The organism is Desulfamplus magnetovallimortis (assembly GCF_900170035.1).
Taxonomy (GTDB): Bacteria; Desulfobacterota; Desulfobacteria; order Desulfobacterales; family Desulfobacteraceae; genus Desulfamplus; species Desulfamplus magnetovallimortis.
In genome coordinates this window covers 359586-377046 of sequence record NZ_LT828540.1, presented here as the reverse complement: position 1 = coordinate 377046, position 17461 = coordinate 359586, and the positions used below count along the sequence as shown (strand labels likewise).

General features: G+C 39.0%; 8 protein-coding genes. 1 reads left to right on the top strand and 7 read right to left on the bottom strand.

What is annotated here, in order from left to right; all coding sequences use genetic code 11:
- Positions 1-22: 22 nt before the first annotated feature.
- Entirely contained in the window at positions 23-547 is a 525-nt protein-coding gene (locus MTBBW1_RS01515; protein ID WP_080798145.1) for an O-acetyl-ADP-ribose deacetylase, read from the bottom strand.
- A gap of 380 nt (positions 548-927) precedes the next feature.
- Between MTBBW1_RS01515 and MTBBW1_RS01510 the strand changes: the two genes are divergently transcribed.
- Positions 928-2175: a sulfotransferase gene (locus MTBBW1_RS01510; protein WP_087881715.1), complete on the top strand. Its 1248-nt coding sequence runs from the start codon at positions 928-930 to the stop codon at positions 2173-2175.
- Here MTBBW1_RS01510 and MTBBW1_RS01505 read toward each other — a convergent pair.
- From MTBBW1_RS01505 to MTBBW1_RS01475, 6 genes are all read right to left on the bottom strand, one after another.
- Positions 2138-5194 (bottom strand): amino acid adenylation domain-containing protein, encoded by a 3057-nt coding sequence (locus MTBBW1_RS01505; protein ID WP_080798140.1) that lies wholly within the window; start codon positions 5192-5194, stop codon positions 2138-2140. The genes MTBBW1_RS01510 and MTBBW1_RS01505 overlap by 38 nt on opposite strands.
- A gap of 14 nt (positions 5195-5208) precedes the next feature.
- Complete coding sequence (locus MTBBW1_RS01500) at positions 5209-5913, bottom strand: matrixin family metalloprotease (protein WP_080798137.1); 705 nt, start codon at positions 5911-5913, stop codon at positions 5209-5211.
- Positions 5914-6257: 344 nt separating this feature from the next.
- Positions 6258-12968, bottom strand: a complete 6711-nt coding sequence (locus tag MTBBW1_RS01495; protein WP_080798135.1) for a non-ribosomal peptide synthetase — start codon at positions 12966-12968, stop codon at positions 6258-6260.
- A 282-nt stretch (positions 12969-13250) separates the two neighbouring features.
- On the bottom strand, positions 13251-15665 hold the full coding sequence (locus tag MTBBW1_RS01485) for an HlyD family secretion protein (RefSeq protein ID WP_080798127.1): 2415 nt from the start codon (positions 15663-15665) through the stop codon (positions 13251-13253).
- Between the two features lie 65 nt (positions 15666-15730).
- Positions 15731-16816 carry a tetratricopeptide repeat protein gene (locus MTBBW1_RS01480; protein ID WP_186441020.1) on the bottom strand — a complete coding sequence of 362 codons (1086 nt, stop codon included), beginning with the start codon at positions 16814-16816 and terminating at the stop codon, positions 15731-15733.
- 36 nt (positions 16817-16852) lie between these two features.
- Positions 16853-17461, bottom strand: a complete 609-nt coding sequence (locus MTBBW1_RS01475; protein ID WP_080798122.1) for a hypothetical protein — start codon at positions 17459-17461, stop codon at positions 16853-16855.

Below are 17461 nucleotides of genomic sequence, written 5' to 3'. Positions count from 1 at the left end.
GAAAATTATTTGGTGCTCATTCCTATTCCTCAATCATCATACTCTTCAATGCATCACTCCATATATCTACCATCTTCTGACTGAAAAGATAAAAGTATATGGATAAACATTTATATTCATCTTTCATGCAGACTGAAAGGGCTATCTCTGCTGCTTCTTCTGCTGGATAACCATAGACACCGCATGAAATAGCAGGAAAGGCTATTGATTCGCATTTATTAGACAGGGCAAGGTTCAGGCTGTTGAGATATGATGCCTGTAGATGTTTTTCAGGATTTTCATCACTTACATATATTGGGCCAACAGTATGTATCACATATTTTGATTTCAAATTCCCGGCAGGAGTGATTCTTGCCTCACCAACCGGACACCTGATACCTTTTACAGGTTTTATTTTTTCACATTCTCTCAATAAAAGCGGCCCTGCAGCCCTGTGAATTGCACCATCAACTCCACCGCCGCCAAGCATAACAGGGTTTGCGGCATTTACAATCGCATCAACATCGGCTGTTGTGATATCACCTTTGATAATTTGAATATTTGACATGCTGTTCCTTTTCGGCGTTAGCCATCAGAAAGATTGACTATTCATGGGTAATTAGTTTATTTATGGAGAATCACATATATCAAATAAGGGAGAGTACCCATGAACAATTCATTTGTATCTCAGTTTTCGGAAATCGTCTTATTGTCCAGTCTCTTCAGACCATAAGACTATATAACATACATGGCAGACACCTCTGCCACAACGAAAAATGAAAGCCCTGAAAAACCTTTAACCACGGGGATTTTCTTATAAAATAAATGGAATTATTGCTTATAATGTTACTTTTTATTTCTTTTATTATATCAGTATATGCTATTTCTTTTCTAATATCTCCTTTTCCATATTGGACAACCTATTTCATATTGTGGAAAACATTAATTATGTATAAAAAACCTGCAATTCCTGTCAGTGCAAGGATAAAACAGGCAAGATTTCTTGCGGGCTATCTGTTATGTTCTCCTTTGTGGGCTTTTCTGTGGTATCTTGATGAATTTTTATACCCTGAATATAAAAGAAAACAAGTAAAACCTGTATTCATTATGGGACAACCAAGGAGCGGAACTACCTTTCTCCACCGGACACTTGCTGAAGACAGCAATAACTTTGTTGCCATCCGTCATATTGAATGGCGTTATCCTTTTATAACCGTTCAAAAATTACTTAACAGTGCAAGCTGGGCAGTTATTCTCCTGCAAAAAAATTACTGGCCAAATTCCTCGGCTGGAAAAATTGCTTCAAAAATGCACCCCAACAAACTATCAGACTGGGAAGAGGACGGAATCTTTTATGAGGAATGCTTTCTTCATCATTTTTTTATATTCCTCCGTTTTCCATATCCCCATCTGCTTGACTTTCTTGATAATTTTCCTGCTCTTCCTGAACATATACAAAACAAGATCATTTTGACCCATAATAGGGTAATTCAAAAAGTACTCTTTCTAAGGGGTAATGAATATTCACTCTATCTTTCTAAAGAAGTCACGAGTCACAACAAGTTTCCACGTATGCTTGAATATTACAAAAATGCCAAGTTTATCTTTAGCGTTCGCCACTCAGAAGATTTTATGAACTCCCTTTTTTCCCTTGTAAGATTTTCAACAAATGCTAAAAATGGCATTGATCCAATCAATATTCCTGGTTGGAAAGAGGTATTTATCCAAAGAATGCAAAGAGACAGTCTGCTTCTGCGTGATCTCTGCAAGAACAGGGTAAAAAAAGAACAACAGGTCAGGATAATGTTTAATCACTTTAATAAGAATATTGCCGGATCAGTTGCATATATATATGATAAATTAGGTTTACATATATCTGACCAATACCATGAATATATCTTGATGACTAATAAAAGCCAAAAAAAGCGAAATCGTGGCTATGAATACGAGCAAAACCGTTACCATGGGTTTGAACAGTTTGATGAATTTGTGGATGAAATTGAAACGGAATTCTGTGATGCCGTGGATTCATGCTCCAGTTTCATACCATCTGCTCTCTTACAGATAACACAAACAAATAATAAAATGGTTGAACCCGTAATTCAAAAATCAACACACCACAATATTGCACATATAAAAAGTTCTAACTCTTCAACTGTCAGAGAACAGAAAGCTCTTCCAATTTACGTCGATTGATTTTACCGGTATGTGTGTGGGGGAACGAATCAAGGTGTACAAATTTTTCCGGTATCATATACCCTGGCAGAAATTCTATTAAATATTTTCTCAACTCATCCATATTAATACCTTGTGAATCATTATTTAAAATAATAAAAGCTGCAAGGGATATTCCACCATCTGCCCCGGATATGGGATGTACAAGACACTTTTTAACACCTTTAAACTGGACTATTCTGGACTCTATCTCTCCGGCCTCAACTCTGTAGCCCCTGATTTTTATCTGAAAATCAAGCCTTCCCATGTGCTGCAATGCTCCAGAAGAAGTAATTTTTCCAATATCACCTGTAAAAAAGCCTCTTAAAGCAGGATTCTTGGAATTTTTTTTAAATTTTGCAAAGGTAAGATCCTGTCTGTTCCAGTACTCCTTTGCAAGGCATGGAGCAGACAAAACAATCTCACCTCTGCCCGGGGTTTCTATTCCATCTTCGTTCCTTATGGATACTAAAAAGGACTCTATTGGTTCACCTATGGGCAAGACACCATCATTTACTTCCATTCCAGCATTAAAAAAGCCCATTGAAACAATAGTTGCTTCAGATAAACCATATAAATTAACAAGACAGGCATCATTTGCAAAATGCCTTGTAAGTGATGTCAAGTCCTCCTTTCGTGCCTGCTCTCCCCCCAAAACCACATAGCGCACACTTTCAAATTGAACACCAGGCTCAAGAGAATCTATGAAGTAACGAAACACAGAGGGTGTGGAATGAAAAACAGTAACGTTGCTATACTGTATACGTTCAGAGATGGCAGCAAAGGATTCTTTTTTAAGATCACAAACAATCAGAGTCGCTCCATTTAATAATGCAGAAAAAATATCCACAACAGCTGCATCAAAAAAATAGTATGAGATAAGTGTCAGGCAATCACTGGGAGAAATATCAAGACGCCTTGAATAGGCTTCAATATAATGGAGAACATTTTTATGTATCTGTACCACTCCCTTGGGCGAACCGGTTGAGCCAGACGTATAAATAATATATGCGTCATCATTTGCAGAAGCAGCACAAATATCGTTGAACTTTTTCGGTTTACCATCAAAGTCATCTTTTATATTATCCTCGCCCTTAACCATATCATCCCAATATATGATGTTAACCTTTAAGTCAGATAAAACATTTTCAAGTCCATCGAAATAACTTTTAGTAACAAGAAGGGCAAGATCAGCATCATTGATCATTTCACTTAATCTTTGTAAAGGCATGGAAATATCCAGGGGGACATAAGCATTGCCAGATTTCAAAACCGACAAAATAGCAGCTATGGCATTTATCCCCTGATCAAGGGCTATACCTATACGCCCACCCATTCCTGCATAGTGTGACAAGGCATGTGCAATATTATCTGTTAAATCATCAAGTTCTTTATAACTTATGGCAGATTCCGGCGTCCTGATGGCAATATTTTCAGGATACTTTGCTGCAACAAGGGAAAACATCTGTCCCAGTGAATTGATATTCTCACTTTCAGAGATTGTACGCATTTTCCATGGAGGCAACGAAATAGTTTGCTCTTTAAATCCTGACACCCTCTCCCTGGCCATGGTTTCAATAACACTTGAAATCGTTTCTTCAAAATTATTGAGCATCCCATTGAAAACAGACACAAAATCTTCCATCAATGATTCTGCTTCAGCAAAACCTGCCAAAGCACTGTTGTAAACAAGAATCACGTCAATGGAAGATGAACTGCTTTTAAAAATCCATTCAATATCATATTCCGTTGAATCAATATCCCCATCATACCAGTGGATGGAATAATCTTTGTCATGGGAATTGATAGTTTCCAGATCATAAAACCTGCACAGTATAGAGGCATTTTCTTTTTCCCAATCTTTATGGGTTTCACTATTTTTCCCCTCCCAATCTTTATAGGCTTCCGTATTTTCCTTTTTCCAGTCTTTATGTACCCCAGTATTATAAATCTCTTGATTAAGTACCCAATCTTTAATGGTGGAAAAAAATGAAAAATCATCATTTATTAAAGTTTTACAGGCCAATGGAGTCTGGGATTGTACTTGACCATCTGTCTTGAAACCAAAGGATAAATCACAGAAAAAATCTGGTTCATCAAATGGTTGAAAAATTTTGCTCCATAAAAGTACTGAACTTAACATGATATTCAGAGGTGAAACATGAAACTTTTCCATTACATCATTCAGCACAGGGGACAAATCTGGCAACTCCCTGCAAATACTTCCACACTCATTGATTAAAAAGCTGACTTCTTTTGGCCTTTTAAATTTTAATTTATTGAGTGATTCAAAATTTTTATAGGTATTTTGTAATGACTCTTTACCATGAAAATCTCCCTTATTCCCATGATCGGGGGTACCCTTTAAATCTGTCCATGAAGTTTTTGAAGATAAAACTGAATCCAGGGAATTGCACAATGCATCAATAAATTTTAATTTCTCCCTTCTATGATAAATCAACCGATGAAGCATTAGCAGGATAACCCACTTCTCCTCTCCAATATGCAACAAACGAACCCGTAATGGATAATCCCTTGAAATATCAATCCCATGCTCTTTTTCATCAAGAATGATCCAGTGAATTTCAGAGTCCAGTTCATCAGGTTCAACATCCCTGAGATCTTCAACTTCAATATCAGAAAAATTCTCAACAGCAGTAGAGCACTCAAGCTCCTCTGCATCATTATATTTAACCCGTAATCTAAAAAAAGCATTGCAGTTAATAAAATTCAAGATAGCATTTCGTAAATCTTTTTCATGGGATATACCATCCACAATCAATGTAAGTGGCTGAATCAAAAAAGGATTTTCCGGATCACGATCACACATATCAAGCACAGCTATTTGATCTTTTGTGAGGCCAGAAGTAGGGGGTGTCTCGTTAATAGAAATGGGGGGTGTCTCGTTAATCGAAGTGGGGGGTGTCTCGTTAATAGAAGTAGGGGGTGTTCCATTAATAGAAGTAGTGGATGTCCCATTAGTAACGCTTAAAATTGACATGGAGATCTCCTTAATCAATATTCATCTTTATTTAATTCATGCCAGGCAGGGCCCAAAATGGCCTGTTCCCTTGCAGATTTTATCTGCCACGGCATAAGATTTTGTGAACGTTCAGGATCTTTACCTGGGCCTGCGTACATAAGGTTATTTTTAAACTTTACATGCTGAAGTCCCAAACTGTGTCCAAATTCGTGTGCAAGAATTACAGGATGACGTTCTCCATGTTTGTTGAGTTCACCATAAAGCACAGCACGTTTTTCAGCAATATATACAGCACTGCCATTAACGGGAAACTGATCCACAAAATAAACACGCCAACGATTTTTATCCATACTATCAGGTATCACCCTGGCTACAGCATTTCTGAATTCACGGCGTTTTTTAAATCCATTATCCGGAAATTTAAACCTTTCTTTGCCTATGGTTATGGATTCAATGGACTCAATATTCCATTTTATGTTCCATTTTAACCATATGTAATTCACTTCTTCAAATAATCGTTTAACATCACCATGGCTATATCTTGAGTTAAGCTTCTTCTCCCCTGCAAAATCAAGAAGATAAACCGATACAGGAAGCTCCAATATCTTTGGATTGTGCATAGCTTTTTGATAACTTTTATGTGGGACATTAACACTATTAGTACAAGCCATATTGGGAAGAGATAAAATAAAAAAAACAATAAATAAAATATTAACTCTAAAAAAACTAAATGGCATTTGATTCCTCCATTGATTTGAATACTTGATTAAAGGGGCATGATTGCGTATCAATCACCCCCAAGTATCAAGATATGATACATTTTCACTATAACGTACATGGCTGATGACCGCCACAATCGAAGGGATGAAAGTCGTTTTAAAAACAGGATTTTACCGAGACTTTCATATAAAAAAATAGAAATAATTATTCAAAATCCACCTCTGAGTTCTCTTGCAGTTTCTCAATATTGTCTGAATCTAAAAAGAGTGTACCCTTTTTGCATTATTCTCCCCCTCTCCAGCCATGGAGAGGGGGCCGGGGGGTGAGGTTTGGCCTACCGGGTGATCAAAAAAGGGTACACTCATCTAAAAAAAGAGTCATGGCAGCCCGCCTGCAACAACAAAGATTGAACAAGCTCCCTGATGGTTTGGTGTACAAAGATATCCCTTGAAGAGAACAACAGACCAATATTTGCACCACGGGCGGCAACACGGATAGCAGATATGGAATCACCGCCAATCTCAAAAAAATTATCAAGGACACCGACTCTTTTCATCCCTAAAACTTCGCTCCACAGATCAGCCATGGTCTGCTCAATATCATTTTCCGGTGCCGTATATGACTTAACTTCAGAAAGCATATTGGATAATTCAGGTTCCGGCAAAGCATTTTTGTCAACCTTACCATTGTTATTGGTGGGTATCTTATCAAGTTCTATAAAAAATGCAGGAATCATATAATCAGGGAGATTCTCTTTCAAAAAACCCCTCAAAACAGAAGCATTCAATTTTTCATTTCCCTTTGATACCATATAAGCAACCAGGCGTTTCACACCATCTGCTTCATGAACATTGACAACACAATGTTCAACCAGGGGGTGCTTTGAAAGTGCTGTTTCTATCTCACCCAGTTCAATTCTGAATCCCCGTATCTTCACCTGCTGGTCTATACGGCCAATAAAATCAAGTTGTCCAGTAGAAAGCCACCTTACAAGGTCACCTGTTTTATACAAACGATCTCCGGAATTGATGGAAAAGGGATTTTGAATAAAACTTGCGTCTGTTAGTTCTCGGTTTTTAAGATATCCCCTGGCAACTCCAATGCCACCTATATATAACTGGCCTGGTATGCCCACAGGAACAAGCTCCAGCTTTTTATCCAAAACATAAACCTTTACACCATCAAGGGGACGTCCAAGGGGGGGCTTTGCCTTAAAAAACCAGTTAACGGCGACTGTTGCTCCAATGGTGGTTTCAGTGGGACCATAGGCATTCAGAAGTCTTCTGCCCCGACCCCATTTTTCAGCCACATTCTGGGAACATGCTTCACCACCAACGTTAATTGTTTTAAGATCAATCAATTCATCACTGCAATCCGGCATGGCACCAAGAGAAGTAGGAGATATTGCCATAACATTGATTTTATAATCCTTTAACAAATTAACCAGGGTTGTTCCGGGCATAAGATCATCTTTATCTGCCATGTAAAGGGTTCCCCCAGCAACAAGGGTTCTGAAGATTTCACCCACAGCAGCATCAAAACTGATTGAGAGCATCTGCAATACACGACTTTTCGGGGTAATCTCAAATGTTTTAATCTGTGTTCTGATTATATTGACAAGATTTTTGTGCTCCACCATAACCCCCTTGGGTAATCCTGTGGAGCCAGAGGTAAAGATCACATAGGCCAGATTTTCCATGGCAACATCTACGCCTGAATGCCCCCCCCTATACACGGGTAAGTCCACACCTGAATCTCTAAACCCATCCATGTCACCATCAACCCCTGAATGCACACTCTGCCCCATGTCAAAATTTATTGATGGGACATCAATAAAGGTCATCCCGCTGTTATTTTCCGATATTGAGAGTCCAAACTCTCGGTTTGACAGAAGTATTTTGCAGTCAGTATTTTCAAGGATATATCTAATACGATCAGCAGGATAAGAAGGATCAACAGGAACAAATGCCCCTCCTGCCTTAAGCACAGCGAGAATCGCAACAATTAAATGCTCACTTTTAGGAAGAGAAACCGCCACCATGGATTCCGCCACCACCCCTGCATCCCGCAAAATATAAGCAAGCTTATTACTGCGACACTCCAGATCTTTATATGTGAGCATCCTTCCATAGTAACAAACAGCAGGATGTTGTGGATTTGATACTGCATTATCAGATATTATCTGATGCACAGTTTTCTTTGAAAGCTCAATATCCTTGCCGTTCCAATGTGATAAAAGTTCAATACGCTCATGGCTATCCATCATATTCAAACGGGAAATAGGTGTGTCAGGTGATATGATTATATTGTTTATTAAAAGTTTAAAATGAGCGATTATTCTATCAATGGTTTCCCGCCTGAACAATTCCGTATCATAGGAGAGTGTTACCTTTATGAGTCCTTCTGGCGTATCCCTTGTGGCAATCAAAATATCAAAATTGGAATTTCCTGTATCATTGTGAGAGTCACCTGCTCGCAATAAAGGAGTCTTTTCATCATCATTTTCCTCTTTTGTGCCTGTTGTGGTAGGGTTGTAGATCAACATAAACTGAAAAAGGGGAGAGCCCAACCTGCTCAAATCCCTGCCCGGCTGAATCTGTGCAATAGTCTCTTCAAAGGGTAAATCCATATTTGCAAAGGCACCAAGACAGCTTTTTTTCACCCGATTCAAAATTTCGCGAAAAGTTGGATCCCCAGAAAAATCACTCCTCAAGGCCACAGTATTTACAAACAAGCCAATCAACCTTTCAAGCTCAACCCGGGTTCTGTTGGTCATTGCAGAGCCAACAACAATATCCTCCTGACCGCTGTATTTATGTAGCAGTAGTTGATATACAGCAAGAAGGGCCATAAATATTGTCGCTCCTTCTTTCCTTGCTAAATCTCGGAATGCACTACCCGTATCTGCGGGAATTTCAAACTTAACCTTTTTACCAGCAAAACCATGCACTGCAGGCCTTGGAAAATCCATTGGAATCTCAAGAATCGGTGCTCCTTCAAGATTTTCACGCCAATATTCAACCTGACGGTTAAAAAGCTCTCCCTTTGCTTTCTCCCTTTCCCATACTGCAAAATCTCCATACTGCAGTGGCAATGGTTTCAACTTTGGTGCTTTGCCATTGCAGCGGGCATCATAACATATCCCAAGTTCCCTGGTATAAATACCCATGGATGGGCCATCTGCAATAATATGATGAAATATTGAGTTAAGTATATACGAATCTTTAGACAATTTAATGAGCTGATGGCGAACCAACGGGCCTTTTTCCAGATCCCAGGGGATTTTAGCAAGACGGGCTCCATGCCAGCGTGCCTTTTCCATTCTGTTTTCATCAGGAATATTGGTCAGATCTAAAATATCAAGATCAATTTTATCAGGAGGGTCATTTACAACCTGTCGAGGCTCACCATTGATTGATATAAATACAGTTCTAAGTATCTCATGCTGCACTATAACATCAAGAAGGGCATGTCTTAGAGCATCCACATCAACCTCTCCATTTAAAATGATATTTTTTGGAATGGTGTACATGGAATACTGGGGAAAAAGCTGGGCCAATATCCATAGCTGCTGCTGGGTAAAAGTCAATGGTGCATCCTTGCCACGACTGGAAAGATCAATTGCAAAGGGCACATCCTCCTCATGTTTTTCGTTTTGTATCCATTGAGCAAGCATTGATATTGTGGGAGCTTCAAAAATTCCTTTAAGATGAATCTCTTTTTTCAGGATTCTGGTCAGCCTGGCAGTGGCTTTTGTTGCAGCAAGGGAATGGCCGCCAAGTTCAAAGAAGTTATCGTCTGTTGAAATTTTATCAATCCTGAGTACTTCCATCCATACATCTGCAATTATTTTTTCAAGCTCAGATTTTGGTTTTTTGATCACTTCTCCAAATTGTAATGCATCCATACCCTTTTCATCCAGCTCAAGCAGGTTATTTATATTTATCCTGCCAAAACGATCAATGGGCAAATCATCCATTACAAAATAGTGGGTTGGTGCAAGTCGTGGAGAGAGAACACGGCAAAGCACTTTGTGTAGATCCACAAGGTTTAGCTCCATTGATTTTGTTCCAATAAAGGCTGTACGAACCCCTTCATCCTTGTTCAAGACACAGGCATCATCCACTCCATGTATATGCATTATTTCTCGCCTGGCACGACTGAGAGAAGAGTAAGCTATCTCTTCACGACTCAAATTTTTTTCTTGTTTTTCAACATACTCTATGGTGCCATCGTTCCATCTTCTTGCAAGTACGCCTGTGTAATATAAATGCCCCTCCTTCATTGATTTTTCTGTAACCGTTGGTATGCCCTTTATTGCTGCCACATCATTTGAAATATCAGGTTCTGAAACAATAGATTCTGCCTTATGGTCATCAATTTCAAGGATAAGTTTTCCAACCACACCAACAGGTGCATTTTCAAGGATAAGTTCTCCAACCACACCAACAGGTGCATTTTCAAGGATAAGTTCTCTAACCACACCAACAGGTGCATTTTCAAGGATAAGTTCTCTAACCACACCAACAGGTGCATTTTTTTCTAAATCAGACAAGATATGGGCACGAACATTGGTAAGGGGATATCCCAGAAGTGGTAAAGTATTGTGGCATCCACTTTTGGGGACTTCCCATGCTAAACAGGGACCATGGCGGGAAGTAGTGAAAAGGTTTACGAGACGTGCTCCAGGGAGCCTTTCAGCAAACAGATTACAAGTCTCCGGCAATAAGGCTTCCCCAAAAGAAAACCAACGTGGAATGTTGGATAGCTCTTCTATCAATGGGGAATTACGCAAAATTTTTGACAGTATGGTGGGGGTGACTGATATTCGGTTTATGGATTCCCTGGCAGGGCAATTATGGAGAGTTGAAACCTTACCATCAAAAGGAGAATCAATAACAAAAGGAGAATCAATAAAATGAACTGTACCAAAGGCTTGCCAGCAAGCATACAGCTCGCTGAAAAATGTCAATGAATTGCGTGGGTACCAAAAGGCAAGCTCTGTACCAGGTTCAAATGCAACTAACTCTCCAAGGAAACGTGTAGCTATAAATCTGTTGCTCGCCTCAAAAAAATCCTGACCAGAGTCCTGCAAAATAAAGGAGATATCACTATCACTTCGTTTAATAGTGGAGAGATCAAATTGTATTGACTCATATGGTTCTTCATCTAAAACTTGAAAGATATTGATACAATTAACATCCTGTACTGGAGAAGAGTGAACCAGGCGATCACTGATCAACAAAGTTGATTTTATATGCAAATCCTTTTCTTTCAGGGCTTGCAGATATTTAATATATCGTTTAAGGTAGCACTCTATAGCATGGCTGTTATCGGTAAAGGTAATGGATTCGTCCAATTGACCTTCAAAGATGTCCATAGGCATGCAAATAGCACCTGTCCTGATGACCCCTAAAACGGATATCAAAAAACCGATGGGAGATGAGTGATCCACCAAAACAATGTCCCCGCTGCCGAAACCAAGCCCATTCAAACAGTCTGCAATTTTTAAACTTGATTTGAAAAGCTCCCCAAATGTGATCTGCTTTTCTCCATGGGTTGCTGCAATAGTTTCAGGAAAAGAATTTGCACACTGTTCAACTATTTCATCCACAAATGGTACACCTTTAATCTCTTCAAAAGTGTCATTCCATTCATGAGTGTCATTCCACTCATGAGAGACTCTTTTTATATCATCCATGGATGTCATGGTAACATCACCAAGTTTTTTTTGTGGATCTTCAATCAGTGAAAGCAGCAAATTACGCATTTGCTCCATGATTCTTGATATATCAGTTGTACGGAACCTGCGAACATCATATGTAATTTTAAATCCAATACCATCACTGGCTGTTATATTAAAAAGAATGGGATAGTTTTGTTGAAAATTTGACTGTTCTGCCTTCTTGGAAGATCGCCCTCCCCGTGGGGCCCCGGGATCATCAATGGGTACCTGGGTAACATCCTTTCGGGCAACAATACTGTTAAAAACTGGCATCCCGCCGGGTATATTACTGAGTTGCTGCACCAGCATAAGGGAAGAGTGCTCATAACGCTGTAATTCAACTCTATTAAGATGCATACGTCTCAGCCAGTCACCAACTGCAATGTCATCCTCCACTATTACGCAAAATGGCACAGTATTTAAAAACATTCCAACAATCTTCTCAACTCCATCCAGTTCAGGGGGCCTCCCTGAAACCAGAAAGCCAAAAACAACAGAACTCAAACCACTGTATCTGCTTAATATAAGAGGCCACACCGATTGCACCACTGTATGCAGGGTAACTTTGCATTGTCTTGCAAAGTTTTCCACCTGTTTTGACACATCATCATCAATCTTGACCTCCCAGGATTCTACATGCATCCTTACTCGGGTATTACGCCCAAGTTCTAGTTCTCCAGGAAGAGGAGTTGGCAGATAAAGATCTCTCAGATGGGAACGCCAAAAGGATTTTACGGATTCATTATCCTGTTTTTCTATCCAACTGATGTAGTTACCAAATGGAACAGGCAAATCAAGATCTGGTTCAAGTCCATTTTTGCAGGTCTGGTAGGCATGGGCAACCTCCCTTGCAAGAATACCTCCTGACCAACCATCAAGAATTATATGGTGATGGGTTTTAAGAGATAACCAGCGTGTTCGGGTAACCTGGATAACGGTTATCCTTAGAAGAGCTGGCTTGTTAAGATCAAATCCCTGCTCCCTCTCATCTTTTTGCAATTTTCTCAATCGGGAATTTTGTTCAGAGGGTGACATACCTCGCCAATCTTCCACAAAAAAAGGAACAGCAACATTTTTATGAACAACCTGTAATGGTTTTTCAGGATCATCCCAATGGAAGGATGTCCGCAATATGGAATGGCGGTCAACCATAAGTTGCCATGCTTTTTGAAAGGCATCACAGTCAAGTCTTTCATACCTTGCGACTGCCTGACTGATATACATGCCAACACCCTTCTCTCTTAATGTGTGGAAAAGCATTCCCTGTTGCAATGGTGAGAGGGCATATATATCCTCAATATTTTCGGAATCAATGTTTTTTATAATAGAATCAGCATCTTTTGCCATAGAACTGATATGTCCTTATTTTTTACCGTGAAAACACATTCTGTTTTTATGATCGGGGGTGGCCGAAATCTTATTTGGCCATGAGGGTTTACCGTGAAAATAGGGCATGCTTCATTTCCCATTTTACACTTTCTGGAAAGAAAACTCTGAGTAGCAGGAATCTCTAACAAAAAAGTGTAAAGTACCTTTGGAGTCATATGAAGGATGCCGAAAATAGTTATTATTTTTATATTTAGGGGTGATTGATATGCAGTCAATCAAAATTCTTTAATATGTTAGTCGTCAAGGTATCCATGACCACACCTCTATCTTGAAGAATCGTACAAGAGCACGGGAAAATGCTTCAAAGGCAAGCATCTCGCTCCCCATAATTTTTGCATAACCTGTCATGCCGGATTTCAAATCCCCACCACTATTTATAACAATGCAATCTCCAACAACATATCTACCACTACTGCTTTCCATAGTTGATGGATAGATTTTTCTTATTTCAGATCTGAAGGTTCTGTTGGGAAAGGTACGAAGTTTTATTACAACGCTGTTACCCTGGGCAACTTCACCAATATCTCCTTCAGGTATTTTTATCTCTATGCGAACCTTTGAAGTATCTTCCACCTGGGCAAAAAGTTTTCCCATTTCAAGATAACTGTTCTTTAAATTTTTCAAATGCATGGTAATTATTTTGCCATCAATTGGCATTTTCAACAGGGTGCGATCAAGCATAAGCTGATAGAAGGCAAGTTGGGACCGTAAAATAGAAATTTCAATTTTTGTGGCTTCTATCTCATGGCTGTTTACCTGGTTATTAATATAGTTCAAATTTGCCTGTGCCGATGTTACTGCCTGCTTGAATAATTCCAGTTGACGCTGTTCATCCTGGTATTGAACCAGGGGAATGGCATTTTTTCCATACAAATCTTCATAGACAGCCATTCTTTTTTGACTGTAACGAAGCTGAAGCCGTGCAGTGTTTAGCTCTTCTTTGGCCATTGCTGTCTGTTCCGGCAATGGCGTACTCAAGAGCATATTAAGCTCTTCCTGTTTTTTTTGAATTTCTTTAAGGGTTCTTTCAATATCATATTTATGCCTCTCATTCACAAGCTCTGCAATAACAGTACCCTTTTTAAGGGTCTCGCCACCATCAAAATAGACATCCTGAAGCACCTGGGAAGATTCAGCAAACACTCCGGCAGATGAAAGGGGAAAAACTTCAGCCTGCCCGCCGCTTTCATATCGGTAGGGAATAAACCCTGTGCAAAACAGGGCACAAAAAATAACGGTACGTATAACAAGCTTGCAATATCCAAAAAATTTTCTGGACAGGCTTTGCCTGAAAACAGGAGGAGAATTCCCCTTTGAAGCAACTTTTTTTTGTGCTCTGCTGCGAATTTTTCTTCTTTTCCAGGGCTTATATGCAAAACGAAAAAAGAGATAAACAAGAAGTAATAAAAAAATACCCACGCCGCTTCCCTGATAATTTGCTTCAAGGCGGATGGCAATCATAAAAACCACAAAAACAATTATAATAAGGGAAAAAACAGTAGAAAGAAGCCCATATATCAGGACAGAAGCAGATCTGTCTATATACTGGGTCACAACAGGTGGCTGTCTGGTAAAAAAGGCTTTTAAACGAGCAAAAGCTTTTTTTCTTAAATTTGGAGTCTCAAAGTATTCACTTATAAAACGATAGGCAGCTCCACCAATAAGGGGATTGGCTACAAAAAAAAAGGATATAATTGATACCCCCGCAAGACTTGCACCTATAAGAGGTAAATATGTTCCTTGCTCCCTGGTGGCCAGCCACAATATTACTCCTAAGGGGAATACAATAAATCTTAAATATATGGGTGCTCCAAAAAACCAGAGTCGTGAATTCCGAAGAGAATCCTCAGGTACAATAACTTTGATATTGAATCTTGGAAGCAGGCCATAGACCAAAATCATGCCAAAACTTGGTGTATCAAAACCAAAATATCTGGCAGTAACACCCCTATATAACTGGGTCATAAGATTTATGGTAAATAATGAAAAAAGAATGCGATCAAAAAAAGAGATATGATGCCTGATTTCTGCAATATCAGCAAAAAAAATATCCAAATTGCAAAGTACCCCAACCAATGAAAAAATGAAAAGAAAGGGGACAAGGATATTAAAAAAGCGTAAAAAACCAAAGAACTTTAGAAGGATATCCAAAAATGGCTGTGGATTAAATAAGGAAAGATGATTTATGCTGTAGGTTGAATCTTCTCCATTTTCCTCTTCACCGTCAATCACAGAATCAATGCCCAATGAATCCTTAGCTTTGGAATTATCCATTGGGGAAGCAGCAGATTTATATTCACCATGGTCAATGGAGGAAGCTGCAGATTTATATTCACCATGATCAATGGAGGAAGCTGCAGATTTTTCTTCAATATGAATGTTGTTATCAGATGCCCGGGGTTCAAATACTCCGCAGGCATCCAGTCTTTTAACCAAACCCTGTAAATCATGGGTCTTCAGGTTTTGGGAAAAACGGGAATTACACTTTGCAAGAAGCACAATTTCATTATAAGGATTCCTCATACCTTCTGCAATAAAAGCTTCAGCTTCGGTAATGGAAACCAGTTTATCCTTACTGCCCTTTCTTATAACATCAAAAAAACCAGGGGATGAGGTATCAGCAACGATCAATACATCATCATATAATAATTTCATAAAATGTCCGAAAACAGTTGCACATTAAAAAAAACATGGTCAATGATGAAAAATCCAAAGCAAAATCACAACTGCTCATCATCACTGAAATCCTCACGCACCTCCATAAGAAGAGTCTTGAATTCATTTGCTTTTTTGTTTTCATCCATCTCCATGTTTATCAATTCCTTTAAACGGGGATATTTTTCGACCAGTTTTTCAGAATGCAGCACACCTGCTTCATATTCAGCCAGAGCATGGCTTGTAAGACCTTGTTTTTCAAAAATATCTCCCAACATAAAATGTATTGCCCCCAATCCCCGTTTTCCGGAAGCCATTTTATTAAGAAGTTTTTTTGCTTCTTCAAGCTCTCCATTTAAAAGAAGTGATCTTGCAAGGAGTTTTCTGGCACTCCACATATCTGAATTTTCAGATACCAATTCACTTAAAATATCAATGGCTTTTATATATTGTTTACTCCCAATATAAGCCTGTGCAAGGCAGATTGATGCCCTTATATTATCAGGTTTAATCTTCAAGCTTTTTATGGCAGCCTTGGCTGCTTCATCAAACTGTTTTTCACTAAGATATATTCTGGCCTGTTGAAAATAGACTGACCATGAATTAGGATCTCTGGCAAGCAGCTTGTTCAGATTATCAATTGCATCATTGGGCTGCCCCATCTTCTGCACAATTCTTGAGAAAAGTATTTCTGCTTCGTTGGACTGGGGATTGTATTTAAGAGCTCCGCCAAGTACATTTTTTGCTTCCTCGTAACGTTCTTCCTGGAATAAAATTTTACCAACTCCAATGGCAGCTTTCAAAAATTTAGGATCAACTTCAAGTGCATCTTTATTGAGTTTTAATGCCTTTTCATTATCTCCTCGTTTCTGTGCAACACTTGCAAGCTTATTCAAGACAGGAGCAACATTTTTAGTGACGTGAAGTGCACCATTAAAATATTTTTCTGCCTCATCCAGTTCTCCCTTACGCATATAAATAGTACCAATGCCCATATATGCCCCGGTGGCTTCAGGATTTTCTTTTAATACTTCATCATAGGTGGTCAGTGCATCATCAAAACGCTGATCCTTTATAAAACCACGGGCTTTTTGAACAAGGGATTTAATGTTTTTGTCTGCTTTTTTGGAGCTAAAATGTTTTTGCTGCATACTATCTCTCCGTATGAGTGTCATTTGATAATAATATCACCTGTCTATTCTTTTAGGGCCAAGCTGTGCCTGCTTTCTTGCGTTTGTAATCTGTTCTTGATTCAATGGAGGTACAATGTTATCAAAAGATAAATATAAAGAATTCTGTAAATTATTCAGTGAACGCTGATTCATCAAATTGCCTTCATATTGAACATGGTGTAAACCCAACATATGTCCAAACTCATGGCTGAGTATAACAGCATTGGGTCTGTTCAGATGGGAGAATTCTGCAAGAAAAACAGTTTGGGTTTCAGCCAGATAGACACCCCATGAAGCAACGGGAAAGGCGTTCATAAGGCAGACATTCCATATATGTTTTTGTAGAACTAAAGGGGTTATAGGTGATATTTTCCCCAGCAATGTTCTCCACTCCCGCTTTTTAGTAATAGAAGAAAAACCCCTGGCATCGGGATTATCAACTTTTCTTTTAACACATGAGTGCAGTTTCCATCGAATTCCTGCCCCTCTCCAGACAGTATTAACAGATACAAATAATCTGCCAATATCTTGCTCATTCATCTTGCTGTCATACTCAGGCTCATCAGGGAAAAGCAGACAATGCACCTTAACATTAAGTACAATATCTGCAATCATATTATTCAT

What these genes read in the sequence shown, in the direction of transcription:
- MTBBW1_RS01515 (WP_080798145.1), bottom strand. Translation starts at nt 547, where the DNA reads ATGTCAAATATTCAAATTATCAAAGGTGATATCACAACAGCCGATGTT.
- MTBBW1_RS01510 (WP_087881715.1), top strand. Translation starts at nt 928, where the DNA reads ATGTATAAAAAACCTGCAATTCCTGTCAGTGCAAGGATAAAACAGGCA.
- MTBBW1_RS01505 (WP_080798140.1), bottom strand. Translation starts at nt 5,194, where the DNA reads ATGTCAATTTTAAGCGTTACTAATGGGACATCCACTACTTCTATTAAT.
- MTBBW1_RS01500 (WP_080798137.1), bottom strand. Translation starts at nt 5,913, where the DNA reads ATGCCATTTAGTTTTTTTAGAGTTAATATTTTATTTATTGTTTTTTTT.
- MTBBW1_RS01495 (WP_080798135.1), bottom strand. Translation starts at nt 12,968, where the DNA reads ATGGCAAAAGATGCTGATTCTATTATAAAAAACATTGATTCCGAAAAT.
- MTBBW1_RS01485 (WP_080798127.1), bottom strand. Translation starts at nt 15,665, where the DNA reads ATGAAATTATTATATGATGATGTATTGATCGTTGCTGATACCTCATCC.
- MTBBW1_RS01480 (WP_186441020.1), bottom strand. Translation starts at nt 16,816, where the DNA reads ATGCAGCAAAAACATTTTAGCTCCAAAAAAGCAGACAAAAACATTAAA.
- MTBBW1_RS01475 (WP_080798122.1), bottom strand. Translation starts at nt 17,461, where the DNA reads ATGAATAATATGATTGCAGATATTGTACTTAATGTTAAGGTGCATTGT.